The sequence below is a fragment of the Microcoleus sp. N9_A2 genome (genome assembly GCF_036701775.1).
Classification (GTDB): domain Bacteria; phylum Cyanobacteriota; class Cyanobacteriia; order Cyanobacteriales; family Microcoleaceae; genus Microcoleus.
Genome location: NZ_JAUBRH010000092.1, coordinates 1 through 16,826, shown reverse-complemented (window position 1 = coordinate 16,826; position 16,826 = coordinate 1). Strand labels below are relative to the sequence as shown.

15 protein-coding genes are annotated in these 16,826 nt (G+C 43.8%); 8 read left to right on the top strand and 7 right to left on the bottom strand.

The genetic code is table 11. The annotated features are described in order from the left end of the window. The first annotated feature begins 192 nt into the window (after positions 1-192). Both QUA44_RS28660 and QUA44_RS28655 read left to right on the top strand, forming a co-directional pair. Positions 193-1,104 carry a DUF2382 domain-containing protein gene (locus QUA44_RS28660; protein WP_333256784.1) on the top strand — a complete coding sequence of 304 codons (912 nt, stop codon included), beginning with the start codon at positions 193-195 and terminating at the stop codon, positions 1,102-1,104. 295 nt (positions 1,105-1,399) lie between these two features. Then, positions 1,400-2,218, top strand: coding sequence for an ion transporter (locus QUA44_RS28655; RefSeq protein ID WP_333256781.1), 819 nt, complete (start codon positions 1,400-1,402; stop codon positions 2,216-2,218). Positions 2,219-2,236: 18 nt separating this feature from the next. Here the strand turns inward: QUA44_RS28655 and QUA44_RS28650 are convergent, their stop codons facing one another. From QUA44_RS28650 to QUA44_RS28630, 5 genes are all read right to left on the bottom strand, one after another. Continuing rightward, the gene (locus QUA44_RS28650) at positions 2,237-3,205 is read right to left on the bottom strand and encodes a TIGR03885 family FMN-dependent LLM class oxidoreductase (RefSeq protein ID WP_333256778.1); all 969 of its coding nucleotides are present in this window, start codon (positions 3,203-3,205) and stop codon (positions 2,237-2,239) included. Positions 3,206-3,476: 271 nt separating this feature from the next. Continuing rightward, positions 3,477-4,289: an IS630 family transposase gene (locus tag QUA44_RS28645; protein ID WP_333256787.1), complete on the bottom strand. Its 813-nt coding sequence runs from the start codon at positions 4,287-4,289 to the stop codon at positions 3,477-3,479. A 168-nt stretch (positions 4,290-4,457) separates the two neighbouring features. Further along, a complete protein-coding gene (locus QUA44_RS28640) occupies positions 4,458-5,270 on the bottom strand; it encodes a DUF1206 domain-containing protein (RefSeq protein WP_333256772.1) in 813 nt (270 codons plus the stop codon). Between the two features lie 211 nt (positions 5,271-5,481). After that, positions 5,482-6,813 (bottom strand): AI-2E family transporter, encoded by a 1,332-nt coding sequence (locus QUA44_RS28635; protein ID WP_333256769.1) that lies wholly within the window; start codon positions 6,811-6,813, stop codon positions 5,482-5,484. Between the two features lie 5 nt (positions 6,814-6,818). Beyond that, positions 6,819-7,004: a hypothetical protein gene (locus QUA44_RS28630; protein ID WP_333256766.1), complete on the bottom strand. Its 186-nt coding sequence runs from the start codon at positions 7,002-7,004 to the stop codon at positions 6,819-6,821. Between the two features lie 284 nt (positions 7,005-7,288). Here QUA44_RS28630 and QUA44_RS28625 point away from each other — a divergent pair, with 284 nt between their 5' ends. The 6 genes from QUA44_RS28625 (at position 7,289) to QUA44_RS28600 (ending at position 14,352) form a co-directional block, all read left to right on the top strand. Then, entirely contained in the window at positions 7,289-8,137 is an 849-nt protein-coding gene (locus QUA44_RS28625; RefSeq protein ID WP_333256763.1) for a DUF1206 domain-containing protein, read from the top strand. Between the two features lie 60 nt (positions 8,138-8,197). Beyond that, the gene (locus QUA44_RS28620) at positions 8,198-8,812 is read left to right on the top strand and encodes a hypothetical protein (protein WP_333256761.1); all 615 of its coding nucleotides are present in this window, start codon (positions 8,198-8,200) and stop codon (positions 8,810-8,812) included. Between the two features lie 233 nt (positions 8,813-9,045). Next, entirely contained in the window at positions 9,046-10,086 is a 1,041-nt protein-coding gene (locus QUA44_RS28615; protein WP_333256756.1) for a hypothetical protein, read from the top strand. A 360-nt stretch (positions 10,087-10,446) separates the two neighbouring features. Continuing rightward, positions 10,447-11,280 (top strand): hypothetical protein, encoded by an 834-nt coding sequence (locus tag QUA44_RS28610; protein WP_333256753.1) that lies wholly within the window; start codon positions 10,447-10,449, stop codon positions 11,278-11,280. A gap of 410 nt (positions 11,281-11,690) precedes the next feature. After that, a complete protein-coding gene (locus tag QUA44_RS28605; RefSeq protein ID WP_333256751.1) occupies positions 11,691-12,260 on the top strand; it encodes a DUF3611 family protein in 570 nt (189 codons plus the stop codon). Between the two features lie 460 nt (positions 12,261-12,720). Next, a complete protein-coding gene (locus QUA44_RS28600) occupies positions 12,721-14,352 on the top strand; it encodes an alpha-amylase family protein (RefSeq protein WP_333256748.1) in 1,632 nt (543 codons plus the stop codon). Between the two features lie 23 nt (positions 14,353-14,375). On the opposite strand, the gene QUA44_RS28595 is transcribed toward QUA44_RS28600, so the two are convergent. Then, a complete protein-coding gene (locus QUA44_RS28595; RefSeq protein ID WP_333256745.1) occupies positions 14,376-15,341 on the bottom strand; it encodes an S-layer homology domain-containing protein in 966 nt (321 codons plus the stop codon). A 50-nt stretch (positions 15,342-15,391) separates the two neighbouring features. After that, positions 15,392-16,315: a DUF2382 domain-containing protein gene (locus QUA44_RS28590; RefSeq protein WP_333256743.1), complete on the bottom strand. Its 924-nt coding sequence runs from the start codon at positions 16,313-16,315 to the stop codon at positions 15,392-15,394. Positions 16,316-16,826: the final 511 nt, after the last annotated feature.

The window sequence follows — 16,826 nt, the reverse complement described above, 5'->3', positions numbered from 1 at the left end:
GTGTCCTATTTTATGACACTTTGTGCACTCTGCTTACTTTTTTTTCTGTGCTACCCCTACTTATTGAGCCGATACAATCTACTCATCCTACTATTCTGTTTCACTTAATCCTTCATAAGAAGGAAGCATCAAATTTGAGTTCTCTCTAAAATGGGGGCATAAGTTGATGTAGATAGAAAGGGAAGAGTTCGTATGTTACTTTACAAAATAGAAGATTTTAATCCCAACTACCGCGAAGCTGCTTTTAATGGCGAAGATATCAAAGGTCTGGATATCTATGCTGGAAATACAGATGAGAAGATTGGCTCCATCGATACAGCGCTAGTTGATGAGACAGGACGTTTCCGATATTTTGTTGTTGACACGGGTTTCTGGATATTTGGCAAGAAGGTATTAGTTCCAGTTGCTCTTTGTCGAGTGGAGGTTGATGCAGAGCGCATCTACGCGACGGGTTTGAGGAGTAAAGACCAAGCAGAAAAACTACCCAGGTATGAGGATGGGATGGTAGTTGATTACGATTATGAAGAACAAGTGCGGGGTGTTTATCGTACTCGAACTGTAGAAGGGTCTGCACCTGTAGAAGCATCATTGCCTTTAGAAACCTCATTGCCTGTACAAGAATCTGCACCAGTTTCTATGCCCCGTTCTGTCTCTAACCAAGCTAGCGCTGCTGGTTATGACCGCAACACCTACACTTACGAACAAGAGCCTCAATTGTATCAGATGAACGAGCGCGAGCATCACAAATTCCGACTCTACGAAGAACGACTGGTTGCAGAAAAAAGCCGTCACAAAACTGGCGAGGTAGCAATTGGCAAGCGAGTTGAAACCGAAACGGCACGGGTTTCAATTCCAACAGAAAAAGAGCGAGTGGTAATTGAGAGTATAACTCCCGAAAAGGCAGGTGCGCCAGTAAATCGGGATACTCCATTCAAGCAGGAAAAGGTGATGCGTATGGACGTTTACGAAGAAACTGCTGATATCAAAAAAGAAGCTTTTGTGCGCGAAGAAGTTAACATCAGGAAAGAAGTTGAAACGGAGATTGTTGAGGCAACGGAAACACTGCGTCGTGAAGAGTTGGAGGTGAAGAGGGAAGGGCGTTAGAGTGCGAATGAATTGAACAAAGGTTTGTAGTTGCGCTGTCTTCGCCCACATGAGCTGGGTCAGCTAAAAAGCTGGCAGGATACTTTGTTTTTAGGATGGTTGGGTCCTATCGGGGCGGCAGCGATTTTCTATGCCACGCTGGCGCTACATAAAACAGGATTAGAGTCAGCTTGGGTCATTGGTAGCCTAATTATTTGCGCGTCCATAATCGCCCACGGCTTTACTGCTGTGCCGTTGGCGAAAGCTTATGCTAAAATGCAGCGTAAAAGACAACTTCTAATGATTTGGTAGGTAGATGAAGACCCCCAACCTGGCAGAAAAACAAGCCATAGAACAAGAGCAAAGCGAGATTTTTCAACAGTTAGAAGATTGGCTGGAAGCTCCCATGCTGGTGCTGGCATTTGTGTGGTTAGCCCTATTTATTATTGAATTAATTTGGGGATTAAACCCACTGCTAGAAGTCATTAGCACTACTATTTGGATTATCTTTATTGCAGATTTTCTAGTTAAATTTGCCTTGGCACCCCGCAAAATTTCCTATATCAAAAGCCATTGGATAACGGCTTTTTCTCTGCTGTTGCCCGCTTTGCGTACCTTTCGGATTGTACGAGTGGTGCGAGCATTCAAAACAGCACGGGCTATGCGAAGTTTGCAGTTGTTGCGAGTTATGACTGGTACGAATCGAGGGATGCGGGCATTAGCTGCGAGTGTTAGCCGTCGCGGATTTGGTTATGTCGTAGGACTAACGATAATTATTACCTTGGTAGGTGCAGCAGGGATGTATGCTTTTGAAAAAGATGTCGCCGATGGTTCCTCCGGGTTAAATAATTACGGCACAGCCTTATGGTGGACGGCTATGCTAATGATGACAATGGGTTCGGAATATTGGCCCAAAACGCCAGAAGGTCGCATACTTTGCCTTGTTCTGGCACTCTATGCGTTTGCGGTTTTTGGTTATGTAACTGCGACCATCGCCACATTTTTTATTGGTCGCGATGCAGAGGATGACGAAGCAGAATTAGCAGGAGCGAAATCAATTGCAGCACTTCAAACTGAAATGGCTGCTTTGCGGGCTGAGATTCAGCAATTATTGAATCAGAATTTAAAGCCTTGAATGAGGTAGATGCCAAGATTAAGTTTTGGTCAGCGCTGGCACTACTTTTTCGCCAAACACCTCAATAAACTGCTCTTGTTCTCGGTTAACGTTGTGCAAAATTAGTTCATCAAACCCCAATTCAATATCTTTTTGCAACCACTCAATATGCTGCTCTTGGTCTGCCGAGATGCGGACGTGTTGATATAACTCTTCTGGTTGTACAAACTCCCCGGCGGCATCAAATTGATCGGGTGTTATCAGTTCAGTCAGCATTTTACTTTTGAAGATGTTACTACGCCATTGATGATGAGCGCCTTGTAGTGCTTTTTCTGCATTACTGTCATAGGAAAGCTGCACTTTCAAAATCATTGGTTTTCCTTCTCCACCACCGCGACGAAACGCATCGACGACTTTTTTTAACTTTTCAGGTGGGCGAGAAGTAGTAATTAATCCATCTGCCCAACTGCCCAACCATTCTGCGGTTTCTGGGGTAACTGCGGCGCCGATAATTAATGGGAGAATTTCCGGGCGGGTATAGAGTTTTGCATCTTCTACGCACACTAAGCCACGATGGGTGACGGTTTCTCCTGCCCAAAGGGCGCGGATAATATCGACACATTCTTTGAGGCGCGCGTTGCGATCGATCTTTGTAGGCCACTTATCCCCAGTAATATGTTCGTTCAACGCTTGACCGCTGCCAACCGTGAGCCAAAAACGATTTGGAAACATTTCTGCCAACGTTGCCGCAGCTTGGGCAATAATAGCCGGATGATACCGCTGTCCGGGAGCGCAAACAACCCGATAGGAAAGCGTCGGCGTGGCTTGCATTGCTGCACCCAACCAAGACCAAGCAAAACCACTTTGTCCTTGCGCTTCACTCCAAGGATGAAAGTGATCGGAAGAAAGGGCATGGGTAAAGCCAGCTCGTTCTGCCATTTGGACATATTTCAGCAGTTCGCTGGGCTTAAACTGTTCGTGGGAAGCATGATAACCAATTTGTGCCATAAGTTTTTAGGAGTTTTGAGTTTTAAGTTTTGAGTTTTGAATGTTAAGTTTTGACTTAAAAGATCCAGACTTAAAAGCAGGTGATTTAATCAGGACGCTTTGTAAAAGTTTTGAGTTTTGAGTTAGATAAGTTTTTGATTCACAAAAAATTATCTTGTACTCAAAATTCATAACTTTCTGTATAACGGGCAAGCTTATGAGCGAAAAATTCGCCGATAGCGAGCTTCAATTACCGAGTAGATGCCATAGGCAATTACAGCACTTCCGGATGTTATGAGGTACAGTAGCAGCAATTAGTAAACCAGTTTTTAAGATGTTTCGGATTAATTAAGTCAAGAGCCACAGCAATTATCGTGTCAACCATTTTAGTGCTGGTTGGTGAAAACTGTCGCAATAAAGATTTGAGTTGCGACCACCATAATTCAATAGGATTAAAATCAGGAGAGTATGGGGACAAACACAAGATAGAAGCACCCACACCTTCAATCAGAGGCTTAATTGAATCTACTTTATGCGCTGGTAAGTTATCCATCACTACTACTGCTCCCGCCCACAATTGTGGCACTAAACATTGCTCAATAAATACCTCAAATGCTTTGCCCTCCATCGAGTTGTCTAGGGTTATTAATGCCACTACTTGCGTGAGACTAATTGCACCAATTACTGTGACTTTCTTACCTCGATAAAAAGGTTTGACCGCATAGGCTCTCGTCCCTCGTTGGGAACGTGCATGAGTTCTGGTTAAACCTAGCAATACTCCAGTCTCATCTAAAAAGACTAGATTTTTTGGGTCGATATGCTTAACTTTTTCCCAATACTCTAACCTTAATTTCATGACTCTTTCAGTGCCGGCTTGGCTACTTCTCAAGGTTTTTTTTTTACGATTTAATCCCAACTTTTGTAAGGCATTACACATGGCTGTTCTACCCACCCAATTTCCCGTCTTCTGGGCAAATAACTCACACAATTCTAGTAAGGTTGCATCGGGATGTGCTGCCACTATTTCTCTCAAAGAAGCTGTGGAATTATTCAAATGACTGTATCTCGGTTTCCCCCTGGGTTTCGGCTGTAAATTCCCCTCTATTTTTTGTTACTTGACCAGTTTTTGAACTAAGCTTTTACTGACGGAAAATATCGCTGCTGTTTTTCTGATCGACAGCTTCTGATCTTGATGGGCTGCTACTATTTTTGTTCGCAAATCTACTGAATATGCTTTCATTGGTGTATTTTTTTAATCTCTTATTATTGTACCTCATAACATCCGGAAGTGCTGTAAACCCAAAGGTACTAGACCCAAAATCACTGGACTAAAAGGCTGTTGTGCCAGAATTCCCAACACATCGCCCAATCCCTTCGTTTGACTGGCATCCGATAGCCTTGCTGCTTGAATTAAGAAAAGACCGATTATCACGAAAACAATCCCGCGGACCGCAATTCCAAATCTACCCAACCGTGTCGCCCAAGTTTGCTCGGTTTGGCTCATTTCATCTAGCTTGAAATGGCGGCGGAATTTCGCTTTATATGCTTCGTAAAAATAAGAAAAACCGACACCAATAACAATTGATCCCGCCAATCCTACCAGCCATTGTCCAAACGGTTGCGCTAAAATTTGGGCTGTCAAATCTTCGGTTGTATCGCTATTACCACCGCCCGAACCCATTATCAGTTTTACAGCAGTTAAAGCCAAACCTGCGTAACCAAAAGCACTTAAGGCGTAGCCAATGCGTTGGGCAATTCGCTTGGCATCCATTTTCTGTCCTTGGTGTTCGGGGTCGAGAATTGTCTGAACGATACGCCAAAGGGCATAACCAATAATGCCAATCGTTACAAGAAATAGCAGAAATTTACCGAACGGTTGGTTAACAATTGCTGATAATGCACCGCTAGTATCGGTTGTCCTGCCACCCGTACTAAAGGCTGCTTGTGCTGCTAGAAAACCGACAATAAAGTAAACTAAGCCTTTGGAAGCATATCCCAATCTTGCCAGTCGCTCAAACCAGGCATGAGAAGCTGCCTGTCCAATTGAGTGTTTAATGCTGTCGGTGGGTGAGTTGTGCCGTTTCATATTTTTTATACTTTAGTTGTTTACGACTGCTGCCATAGGCAATGGTGCATTCCTTTCCAGTTAACTGAGTTCTTAAACAAACGATTTATATTATTATTTACTAACTTAATAATTAGCTTATTTAGAGATTTTTGTTATCGGTTTTAAGCGGGAGTGTCATCGGTTGATTGATTGAGAAAATTAACATTTATTAGCCTTGACAAATATAGCTTTATGGGGGATTAGATGGCTTTTCTGAGGGAGCAGTCTGCCAGCGATCTAGTATATCTTTGATTACAACTTCTTTAACCCAAGTTTGAACAACAATTAGGATTGGGAGGGCTAGCAATAATCCTAAAAAACCCAATAAAGAACCAAATGCTCCCAACAAAGCTAAGGTGTATGCCGGGAGCAGAGACACTTGTTTTTCCATGATTATAGGTGTAATAAAATTGCCTTCTATTTGTTGAATTGCAAAATAAAGTAACAATACGGCACCTGCTTTTCCTGGAGAATCCAACAAAGCTAGCAGCATTGGTGGAACTACGCTCAAAATCGCGCCAACATAAGGAATTAAAGCTAATAAAAATGCTAAAAATCCGTTAATAAAAGGCAGTTGCACTTGCAAGAGAAACAGACCCACAGTGCTCGCAATGCCAATAAAAGTCATGCTCAATGCAACTCCCGCCAACCAGCCCATTAAACTTTTTTCACATTGAGTCAGGATTCCATCGACTCGCTGGCGGTAAAAAGCGGGAAAAAGGCTGATTATTACTCGGCCGTACGGCACGGGATTTACCACAAGCATAATTGTCAAAACGGTAATTAACAAGAATTTAATTACTAAACTGAGGGAGTTGGATAAAAATAGATAGATATGGGAAATAACCCACTGAGAAAGGGTTTGGAGTTGTCGGCTTAAATTATTAAGATTGGGAATATTATTTAATGCCGGTTCGGGCACTCTTGCTTGCAACCAGTCGATCCACAATCGCAGTTGTTCTATACCTAGCGGGATGAGTTGAGTTAGCTCTTCAAACTGAGAGCTGAGGCGCGTGAATATCAGCAAAATAAAAACAGATGAGATCACCACTAAAATGCCAACTGTTAAAGCGATCGCCACTTCGCGCCTAGCACCAGACTGCTGCAATCTTCGCACTAAACGGTTGAGAGCGATCGCTAAAATTACCGCAGTAAAAAACAATAAAATGACCGCTCTAATTTTCCACAAAATATAGAGCGAGACTATCAAAGCCCAAAAACCGATCCACTCTCCTAAACCCACAACATAAACCCCTCCTACAGGTTCTACAGGAATGGTGCAATATCTGAGATTAAACCAAAGACAAGTGCGATCGCGATCGGGTTTAACCAGGTTCTCAAGTTTGAGAGCGCAATTTTCATGAAACTTCTCCGATAATTCTTGTGGGATAGCCGTCCCGTCTGTCTTGGAAAATCTTTTTTGGAGAAATCTATTTTCTACAGCATACCTACCTATGGGAAAGATTGTGCAGAATTCCAGCAGATTGCCCCAAATCTTACTTAAGATATATTCCCCGTACATTCAATTTAAAAATTCTCGTACCTAAGATAGATTGTGCGCGTAATTCGACCAACTAAAAAGCACGGGGCGATCGCCGGTGCCGAGCCAATCCCATCCTGGGCTAATCCTCCATAGAGGCTATTTGATGGCGATCGCCCTGACAAGCGAATTTCAAAGGTGGTACAAGCCCCGGGATTGATCCGTGGGGTCAATCGAAAATCCAAAATCTAAAATCTAAAATCTAAAATCGAATGACTGATTTACCTACCTGGAGGGATGCCAAAAATCTCTGAACAGTAGAAAATAATAGTGGAATAAATATTAATACTAAATCCGCATCAAAAAAAACCTCATTTTACTCAGAATTTCCCTTTTTTGGTTGTCTTCTTACTAACCAAAAATAGGCTAGCGACCTGCCTCCGGCACGCTGCGCGATCGCACTAAATTTATGAAGAGGCGGCTGGAATACCCAACTAATTCCAAATTGTAGAAAAATATGACACGGCGCAACTCACCCACCGATAGCATTAAAGAACCCGTCCGGCGCGCAAGTTCTCATCCCTGGTTCGAGCGACTGGCAAGACTGGGATATGCCGCCAAAGGCTTAGTTTACTTTATCATCGGTTTTCTAGCCGCACAAGCAGCTTTTGGATCTGGTGGCAAAACAACCGATACTAAGGGTGCATTAACCACAATTGTCTCCCAACCCTTCGGAAAATTCCTGCTGTTTCTGGTCACAATTGGTATTGTTGGGTACGTTTTGTTGCGGATTGTTCAAACTATTCTCGATCCGGAACACGCTGGCGAAAAAATGGATGCCAAGCGAATTGCGACGCGCATTGGGTACGCTTTTAGTGGGTTAGCTTATGCAGGTTTGGCGGTGACTGCTGTCAAATTAATGCTCGGTTCCGGCGGTAGCAGGGGCAATTCAACTCAAGATTGGACCGCTTGGTTTTTATCTCAACCTTTTGGGCAATGGCTGGTAGGGCTGGGAGGAGCAGTCACAATCGGTATCGGTTTTTCTTACATTTATAAGGCATTTAAAGGAAAATTTCGCCACAATTTCAAACTTCATCAAATGAGCCAAAACGAGCAAACTTGGGCGGTGCGGCTGGGTAGGCTGGGGATTGCGGCTCGCGGTATTGTCTTCAGTATCATCGGTGTTTTCTTAATTCAAGCTGCCAAGCAATCGGATGCCAGTGAAGCTAAAGGATTTGGCGAGGCGCTGGCATCCCTGCAACAACAGCCATTTGGCCCGTGGATTCTGGGTTTAGTGGCTTTGGGTTTGATTTCCTATGGCATCTACTCAGTAATTGAAGCTCGTTACCGGCAAATTCTGCACTGATAAATTGCTCGCTCCCAACACAATTCGTAAAAAAATATCTCTGGAGATGAAAGGACGGTAATGATGAGTACAAACTGGCGCGGCTATCGAGTTGCAGCTTGGGTAGGGCAGGCGTTATTAACCATAGCAGTAATAGTTGCTGTCAGTCAAGGAAAGTGGGAAAATGTCTTGGGGTTAGGCTTATTTTTAGCAGCATCTGTGGTGTTTGTCGTGATGGACGATCGCTTGCCAGCGCTGTTTGATTTTCTGTTTGTGTTTGCTGCTTTGCTGAATGCCGGAGGCTGGGCTTGGGGACTGTTTTACCAGCAGGGGCCTTATGATGAAATTGTTCACGCCTTCACAATTTTTGCTGTGACTTTAGCATTGAGTTTTTTAGCCTACAGTTCAATGCTGACGATTTTTCGCGATCGCAAACTGCTGTACTTGCTAACGATAACCAGTTTTGGAATTGCGATCGGTGCTTTGTGGGAAATTACCGAATGGACGGCTGGCATCGTTCTTTCTAGCGAAGTTATTGGGAGTGTGGACGATACGATAATTGATTTGATTATGGATAGTTTGGGTTCTGGAATAGCTGCCCTAACTAGCTTCTGGGCGCTGCAAGAATGGACGCGCTCCGATGCGGAAGTTGGGAGTCAAGCCTCGATCGCCAATAGTCCGAGCGATCGCACTTAACTCAAAGCAACATCATCACTTTTTCCTTGATCGTCTTTCATCGGATAGATATTTTCTTATTGCCTCCGACAGATGGCAAAGTGTGGCTAGTTGAGGTTAGATAGATAGAGAAACAAAAATTTCAAAGATTGTAGAACACAGACAATCGACCTTTTGCGAAAGTCTATTTTTAATTATTTAAATTTTCACATTAATAATGTCAAAGGTTGGTTGTCTCAAGTAAGGAGTATTTCATGAAAATAAAATCATTTTCAACCGCGATTGGACTCGCTCTGTTGAGTTCAGTCGTTTATTTGCCGGAAATGGCGCGAGCTAATCCCAAACCCTCTATCCAAGTAGCTCAACAAAGAGTAGTAGGCTCGGATATCGACAGTTTTACCGCATATCCAGTACAGCGATTAGATCCGGGAACAGAATTATTTTTCGTGCTGCGAGGAACCCCCTATTCTAGAGCTACCTTGACTATCCCAAATGCAGTGCAAAATCTGCCGATGCGGGAGGTTCAACCGGGAGTTTATGAGGTAAGCTACACGAGCCGCGAGGGCGATCGCATTTCCGAAAATACAGTTGTGCGGGCAAATTTGCAACAGGGCGATCGCATCAGCAGCACTCGCTTGCAACAACCTCTACTTGCTGGTAATAGCGATCGCCGCTTTCAATCATTGTCTGTTGACCGCTTCAGCGCTCAATCCGTAGAGCAGTTAGATCCGGGAACAAGGCTTAATTTCACATTGATGGGCACTCCCAACGCTACAGCTACTTTCTCCATTGAAGGAGTGGCCTATGACATCCCCATGCGGGAAGAATCCAACGGCGTTTACACAGGCGGATATACGATCCGCCGGCAAGATTATTTCCCCCCAGAAGGTGCGAAGGTTACTGCTAGTTTGCAGTCGGGAAATCAAGTTGTTCGTTCCCGTTTAGATCGAGATTTAGTTGCTGGCGATAATAGCAGTGTTAAGACTGCCGAAATGCCTCTAGAAATTATCACTCCCGAAGAAAATGCTCGCGTCAGCGGGACGGTTGAAGTGGAAGGACGCAGCGCCCCAAATGCGACTGTTAATGTCAAGGTTCAGGCTACCTCTTCGGTGGCAGGTTTGTTTGGGTTTGAACGAAATATCCTCGAACGCACAATTAAAGCGGACGAACAAGGTAACTTCAGCTTTGCTTTTAATCCCACGGTTGCTCTACCAGGAACCAAATACGAAGTGAACCTTAGTTCTAACAATGGCGATCGCACCAGCGAACAAACTTTGGTACTGTTTCAAAAGTAAGCAGTTACCAGCGACTATTCGATCGCCCAAAAAGTGGCAAACTCTGACTGAATTTGAAAGATTACGTCAGGAGGGATCTATGTATAAACTCAATCGCTGGAAAAAACACCAAGGATATTACGAAGCTTCAACTCTGGAACTTTATTAATCGGTCTGCAAAGCATCCCTTTTGCTGCATCAGCAACTCCTCTTTTTACGCTCAAATCCTGTCCTGGCATTTATGAGGACTAAGGCAAAAAAAAGAGGTTTCTTTGAAAATAAGGGTTGCTTGCTGAGATGCTTGATGCAGAAACCAATTTTTAGGGGCTTGATTCGTCCGGGAATGAACAAAATAAACAGGCAAATCAAGGAGGTTTTTTAATGGTTAATAATCGTTTAAACAATTCTACTCAAAAGCTATCGAATGCTTGGGGAAGTGCGATCGCCCTCGCACTCACCGCCATGCTACTTCCGGCTTGTTCTACCCCACAGCGGGAAGCTACGGCACCTGCACCTACAACGCCCGGAACGGTTGCGACGACAACTGAGAATGTGGTCGATAGAACAGCAGAACTCCTCGGTAAAACTGTGACGGTCAGAAGTAAACCCATCAATAAATTAAGCCCATCGACTTTTACAATTAGCGATCAAAAGTTTTTTGGCAGCAAACCGATTTTGGTTGTCAATGCCACAGGCAAGTCTTTTGCGCTGCCGGCTGAATCGGGTCAAGATATTCAAGTAACGGGAACTGTTCGCAACTTTGTGCTTGCAGATATTGAGCGCGAGTACAAATTAAGCTTAGAGCCAAATCAGTACGCCGATTACGAAAATAAACCCGCGATTGTTGCACAATCGATGGCCCTAGCCCCCACACCAGGAGAACTCACCTCAGACCCCAAAAAATACTACGGCAAGACACTAGCGGTGAGTGGTGAAGTCGAAACCATCAGAAGTTCAAACTCGTTCACCTTGGATGAAGACAAATTAATTGGCGGAGAAGATTTGTTAGTGATACACACCGTTCCAAAAACAAGCGTGAAAGAAGGGGAGAAAGTTGCCGTAACCGGTGTGCTGCGTCAGTTTGTTGTCGCTGAACTCGATCGCGAATACGATTTGCAATGGGATTTGACCTTAAAGCAGAAGCTAGAAGCCGAGTATACCAACAAACCCGTGCTAATTGCTACAGGCGTGTATCCCTCAGCCATTCCTGACTAAGGAATAGACCTCTCACATAACTCTTGTGGAACAGGCTATTTGAGTCTGTTCTTTACAGGCTTTTAGAGGAGAAGTCTAATAGAGGACTCATATCGTGTCCGATCAATTAAGCCCGATAAATCAGGTTCGTAGTGCGTCCTGGCGTCCGCAGTTTAAGAGCGGACTTCAGTCCACACTACGAACCATTTTTGTTATGGTAATCGATCGCACATGATATCACTTCGGGATGATGAGAAACCGGGATTGATGCACTAAAATTATTGGTTGTTACCCACAGATTAAGTAAAAAACTAAGGTTTGAAGGCATTGATGCGTCCAGGAGCGATCGCTTGCGCCCGGACGATCGGCCGAAAGAGCCTCTTCCTTGCCTCGTTTGTGATAATTATCAATTCAGCAATAAGGTGTATATAATGAATCAACCAGAATCCTTGTCGCAACCGCTGACCCAAAGCGAATTCGTCGCAACTTTTCGCTTGTTCAGTAGATTTAGCTTCTGGATACAGTTATTCTTGGGTGCTGTTTCCGGCATTGTTTTATTATTTGCTATGTTGGGTCGCAACATGAGCGAGCAAACCAATAATAATGCAGGTATTGGTTTCGGGGTATTTTTAGCAATCGTTGGCCTGTTATTGCTGTGCTTTAGAATTTTTTGGGATTTTCGCTATAGGCTTTTAGGCAGACTTTTGCACGCCGAGAATTCCCAGGTATATCCCAGCAAAGAACATATTACTCACACCTTACGGATTGGATTAATTTCTAGTTTGGTGGGGGTATTAATCGCGTTTGTGGCTTCTGAAGAAACAGTTGCTGTAGTTTTAGCAAAAACGCTCGCTCAACCACAAGCGCTCGCAGCTTATACGCCAGAAAATGTGATTCGTTCCCTAGATATTTTTGTGACGATGGCAAACGTCAATCTGATTGGCGCTCACTTTTTTGGAGCTGTTACTTCTCTTGGGTTGCTCAATTGGGTAGAGGAGTAGTTGGCAGCAAAAAACACAACTCCTATGCCGTCATAACTTAAAAAGGGTGGCATATTTAACCGATATCGCGTCCGAGTGATTACCATAACAAAAACGGTTCGTAGTGCGGACTTTAGTCCGTTCTTGGGAGCAAAAACGGTTCGTAGTGCGGACTTTAGTCCGTAAAATGCAAAAAAATCAAATCTGCACGCGCGATCGCATCTTATACCAATTTCATAAAATAGTGCTAGATATTACCCCCCCAACCGCCCCTTACTAAGGGGGGGCTAAGAGTTCATCTATAGCATATCTTTAGAAAAATGGTATAAGATGCGATCGCACGTGTGGATCGGACATCTTGCACCATTCTCAATAAACTTATAACCGGGTTATTGAACCATAAATATAGATTTTAATGGTAATTTTTGGTTAAAAATCAGGTTTTTGCCACAGATACAATATCTCAATTTAACTAAGTAATATGAAAGACCTCTGGTATAAAGACGCAATAGTCTACTCCCTTGATGTTGAAACCTTCCTAGACTCGAACGGGGATGGTGTAGGCGACTTTCAGGGACTTACCAACAAGCTAGATTATTTATCAGGACTGGGAATTACTTGTTTATGGTTGTTGCCGTTTTATCCTTCTCCTAACCGCGACAACGGTTACGATGTGATGGATTACTGCAACATTGACCCGCGACTGGGAACTCTGGGAGATTTTGTCGAGTTCATGCACCAAGCAGGGGAACGAGGAATTAGGGTGCTAGTCGATTTGGTAGTAAATCATACGTCCGACCAACATCCTTGGTTTATTGCAGCCCGAAGCGATGAAAATTCAAAATATCGCAATTACTATGTGTGGTCAAAAAATCCACCCAAAACCGATCCAAGTATGCTGGTGTTTCCCGATGCCGAGGACAGTATTTGGGAGTACGACGAACAAGCCAACTCTTACTATTTGCATCACTTCTATAAAGAACAGCCAGATTTGAATATTACCAATTCGGCGGTACGAGAAGAAATCTGCAAAATTATGGGTTTCTGGCTAGAACTGGGCGTGTCTGGATTTCGGATTGATGCTGTTCCCTTTTTAATTAAAGAAACTGACACCGAAGGTACAAGCCCCGATGACCTGCGATGTTTCTTGGAAGAAATGAGAGAATTTGTGTCATCGCGTCAGGGTGATGCAGTGTTGCTGGCAGAAGCAAATGTCGCGCCCGATCGCATTCACGTCTACTTTGATCAGGGCGACAGAATGCACGTCCTGTTCAACTTTTTGCTGAACCAATATCTGTTTTTGGCCCTAGCGCGTCAAGAATCCACAGCCCTGCGCGATGGACTAAAAATCTTACCGGAGATTCCTGATATTTGTCAGTGGCTGAATTTTGTGCGCCACCACGATGAACTGACGCTAGACCGCATTTCTTCATCCGAACGAGAGGAAATTTTTGCAGCATTCGCCCCCGATGAAAGGATGCAAATTTTCGGGCGCGGGATTCGTCGTCGCTTACCACCGATGATGGGAAATGACCGCTGCCGGATTGAACTAATCTACAGCTTGCTGTTCACCTTGCCCGGTACACCAATGCTGCGCTATGGCGAAGAAATTGGCATGGGGGATGACCTTTCGCTGGAAGGTCGAAACAGCGTCCGCACTGTGATGCAATGGTCGGATGCGCCGAATGGTGGCTTCTCGACTGCTGCAACTGATGCTCTTGCCAAACCTGCGATCGCCAGCGGAGAATATAGTTATAAACAAGTCAATGTCGCCGCAGCGCAGCGCGATCCTAACTCATTAATTAACTGGGTCGAACGTGCAATCCGCATCCGCAAGCAATGTCCTGAGTTCGGTAGGGGAAAATGGCAAATTTTGGAAACCGACTGTTCTTGGGTTTTTGCCCACTGCTGTCACTGGGAAGGCAGGACATTGCTTCTCGTCCACAATCTAGCCGACAAACCTTGCACGGTTACTCTCAAATCTAACGAATACACCAATCTTATTGATTTATTTGGCGATCGCCTGTATGAATCTCTCGATGCCGACTCGCTCTCTATTCCTTTAGAAGCCTACGGTTATCGCTGGTTTCGAGTCAATCGAATCCTGGGGTAAAAAAGTTAATGTTGATGGGAGAACTAGCGACGTGGGTTCTGAGGAATGTACTTAGCACTATCCTTGTCGGGAAGCGGTTCTATCTGACCTTGATTGACCAAAGCTTGATGAATTAGGGCAGTAGCACTACCCCGACTGAGCAACTCGTTCGGATTAAGAACTCTGGCATCTGGATAGTTGACCACTATCTTTGCCTTTGTCGCTGCTGCTACTGGCTCAACCGCATATTTAGGAATTTTCTCGGCATCTTTATAGTACGAATTGAGAAAATCTAATGCCGAAATTTTAGCAGGCGCAGTTGCAGCTTTTGTCGTTGTTGGTGGAACAGCCTTAGCCGATTTAGGTGCGGGCGCAGCCGCAGGCTGCAGCCTTGCCACTACAGGTAATAACGGCTGCATCAAAACAGTCGCTGCGAGGGGAAATGCCAAACGGTTCCTAACAATTCGACGTTTATTTACTGGAGTTGGCTTTGCTGGAGTTGCAGCAGCTCGATCGGTTTTGACAACAGGGGCATTGTAATCCATATTTAAACCCCTCATTAACACAACTAATGCTTGTGCCTTAGTCAAAGGCTGCTTCGGACGAAACTCCTTTCCGGGAAAATCATTCATAAATCCCCCTTCATAAGCTTCTTTAATCGGAGTTTCTGCCCAATAGTTTTGAGGCACATCCTTAAAGTAACTTCCACTCGGTATCTTTCTAACGCTTCCTCGATTAAAAGCTTGGCGGATCATCGCCGAAAATTCATCCCGATCCACAGCCTGTTTTGGTCTAAAACTTCCGTTTAGATATCCGGTAACAATGTCTTTTTCAGCTAAGGAATCAATAAACGGACGCGCCCAGTAATTCGGCGGTACATCAGGAAATTTCGATTTAGCTTGTTGAGCAGCAACTTGCTGGGAACTTAGCACAAAGCCAGTGCCACTGACACTAACGGCTAAAGCTAAAAAGGCTACGCTGATTGACGGTAAATGCCTGCGATTAGACATGAAAAATATCCTCCTGATTTTTGCATTTTTAACTAGACTATTTGGCTGAGTTAAAGCGGATTACGTTTTTTTATATCCGATTCCCATTCGGTTTTTACAACATCTAACTCTTCGCGACGTACTGTGTCTGTTTCCTCAACCGTATCTTGCTCAACTTCTTTTCTGATTTGCACTTCCTCGCGCACGAACGCTTGCTTTTTGATATTGACACTTTCTTCGTAGATTTCAAAATGTGCCATTTCTTCTTGCTTGAAGGCGGTATCTGGAGTTACTCGACTCCCTGCATATTCTGGAGTAGTGCGCTCAATCACAACTCGCTCTTTTTCTACAGGAACCTCCAGTTGTACCGTTTTGGTTTCAACTTGCTTGCCAATTATTACCTCGCCTGTTTTGCGACGGGTTTTATCTGCAACTAATCGTTCTTCGTACAGTTTGAGTTTTTGATGATCCTGTTCGTTCATCTGATACAATTCAGGCTCTATATCGTAAGTATAGGTATCCCGGTCATAAGCAGGATTACTAGCTTGAGGCGAGACAGAATGTGTTCTCGAAACTGGAACAGGTGCTTCTAAAGGTAATGATGCTTCTACTGGTGCAGACCCTTCTACTGTTGAAGTCCGATAAATACCCCGCACTTGTTCTTCATAATCGTAATCAACTGCCATCCCATCCTCATACCTGGGTAGGTTTTCCACTTGGTCTTTACTCCGCAAATTTATAGCGTAAACGCGCCGCCCCTTAAAATCAACGCGACAAAGAGCGATGGGAAGTAAAACTTTTTTGTCAAAAATCCAAGAACCAGTCTCAACCACAAAATAGCGGAAACGTCCTGTCTCATCTACCAGCGCAGTATCGATCGTGCCAATTTTATCATGGGTACTTCCGCCATACACATCCAGCCCTTTGATATCGTCGTCCTCAAAAGCTGCTTGGCGGTAGTTGGGATTAAAATGCTCAATTTTGTAAAGTAACATTGTTATTTCCTGTACCTATGTACATCAAGCTTTGCACCTACTTTAGATAGATATCAGTTCTAATACTTCTTTCTTATGAATGATTCAGCAAATTGAAAATCATCAAGATAGCAATATTTATTTATATTTTTCTATCTTTAGGTAGATGAATTTAGCATTTTTGTACTAAATGTAATAAATTTATCTAATCATTTGTAGGTTGGGTGGAGCCAACCTACAACGTTTCTGCCACCAACTCTCACAAGGATTTATTAAATTTTATTATCACCTTAACTAGGGGATATCCTACAAAATTAAGGGCATCTATAAACGAGCTGCTGGTTTTTTTTTAAGGAGATTTCGATTTTATGAGCGCAATTACTACTTGTGATATTTAAAAATTTTAAGTTAAAAATATTATGCCCATCGGTAGATATTCTGGTAATGATGATTAATTGACACTCCCCGGCCTTGAAGGCGCGGGGATTCTTGGATCAATCAGTCGATTTGCTCGTTGATGCTGCCATCAAAG

Coding starts and splice junctions, on each gene's coding strand:
- QUA44_RS28660 (WP_333256784.1), top strand. CDS start 193: ATGTTACTTTACAAAATAGAAGATTTTAATCCCAACTACCGCGAAGCT.
- QUA44_RS28655 (WP_333256781.1), top strand. CDS start 1,400: ATGAAGACCCCCAACCTGGCAGAAAAACAAGCCATAGAACAAGAGCAA.
- QUA44_RS28650 (WP_333256778.1), bottom strand. CDS start 3,205: ATGGCACAAATTGGTTATCATGCTTCCCACGAACAGTTTAAGCCCAGC.
- QUA44_RS28640 (WP_333256772.1), bottom strand. CDS start 5,270: ATGAAACGGCACAACTCACCCACCGACAGCATTAAACACTCAATTGGA.
- QUA44_RS28635 (WP_333256769.1), bottom strand. CDS start 6,813: ATGTACGGGGAATATATCTTAAGTAAGATTTGGGGCAATCTGCTGGAA.
- QUA44_RS28625 (WP_333256763.1), top strand. CDS start 7,289: ATGACACGGCGCAACTCACCCACCGATAGCATTAAAGAACCCGTCCGG.
- QUA44_RS28620 (WP_333256761.1), top strand. CDS start 8,198: ATGATGAGTACAAACTGGCGCGGCTATCGAGTTGCAGCTTGGGTAGGG.
- QUA44_RS28615 (WP_333256756.1), top strand. CDS start 9,046: ATGAAAATAAAATCATTTTCAACCGCGATTGGACTCGCTCTGTTGAGT.
- QUA44_RS28610 (WP_333256753.1), top strand. CDS start 10,447: ATGGTTAATAATCGTTTAAACAATTCTACTCAAAAGCTATCGAATGCT.
- QUA44_RS28605 (WP_333256751.1), top strand. CDS start 11,691: ATGAATCAACCAGAATCCTTGTCGCAACCGCTGACCCAAAGCGAATTC.
- QUA44_RS28600 (WP_333256748.1), top strand. CDS start 12,721: ATGAAAGACCTCTGGTATAAAGACGCAATAGTCTACTCCCTTGATGTT.
- QUA44_RS28595 (WP_333256745.1), bottom strand. CDS start 15,341: ATGTCTAATCGCAGGCATTTACCGTCAATCAGCGTAGCCTTTTTAGCT.
- QUA44_RS28590 (WP_333256743.1), bottom strand. CDS start 16,315: ATGTTACTTTACAAAATTGAGCATTTTAATCCCAACTACCGCCAAGCA.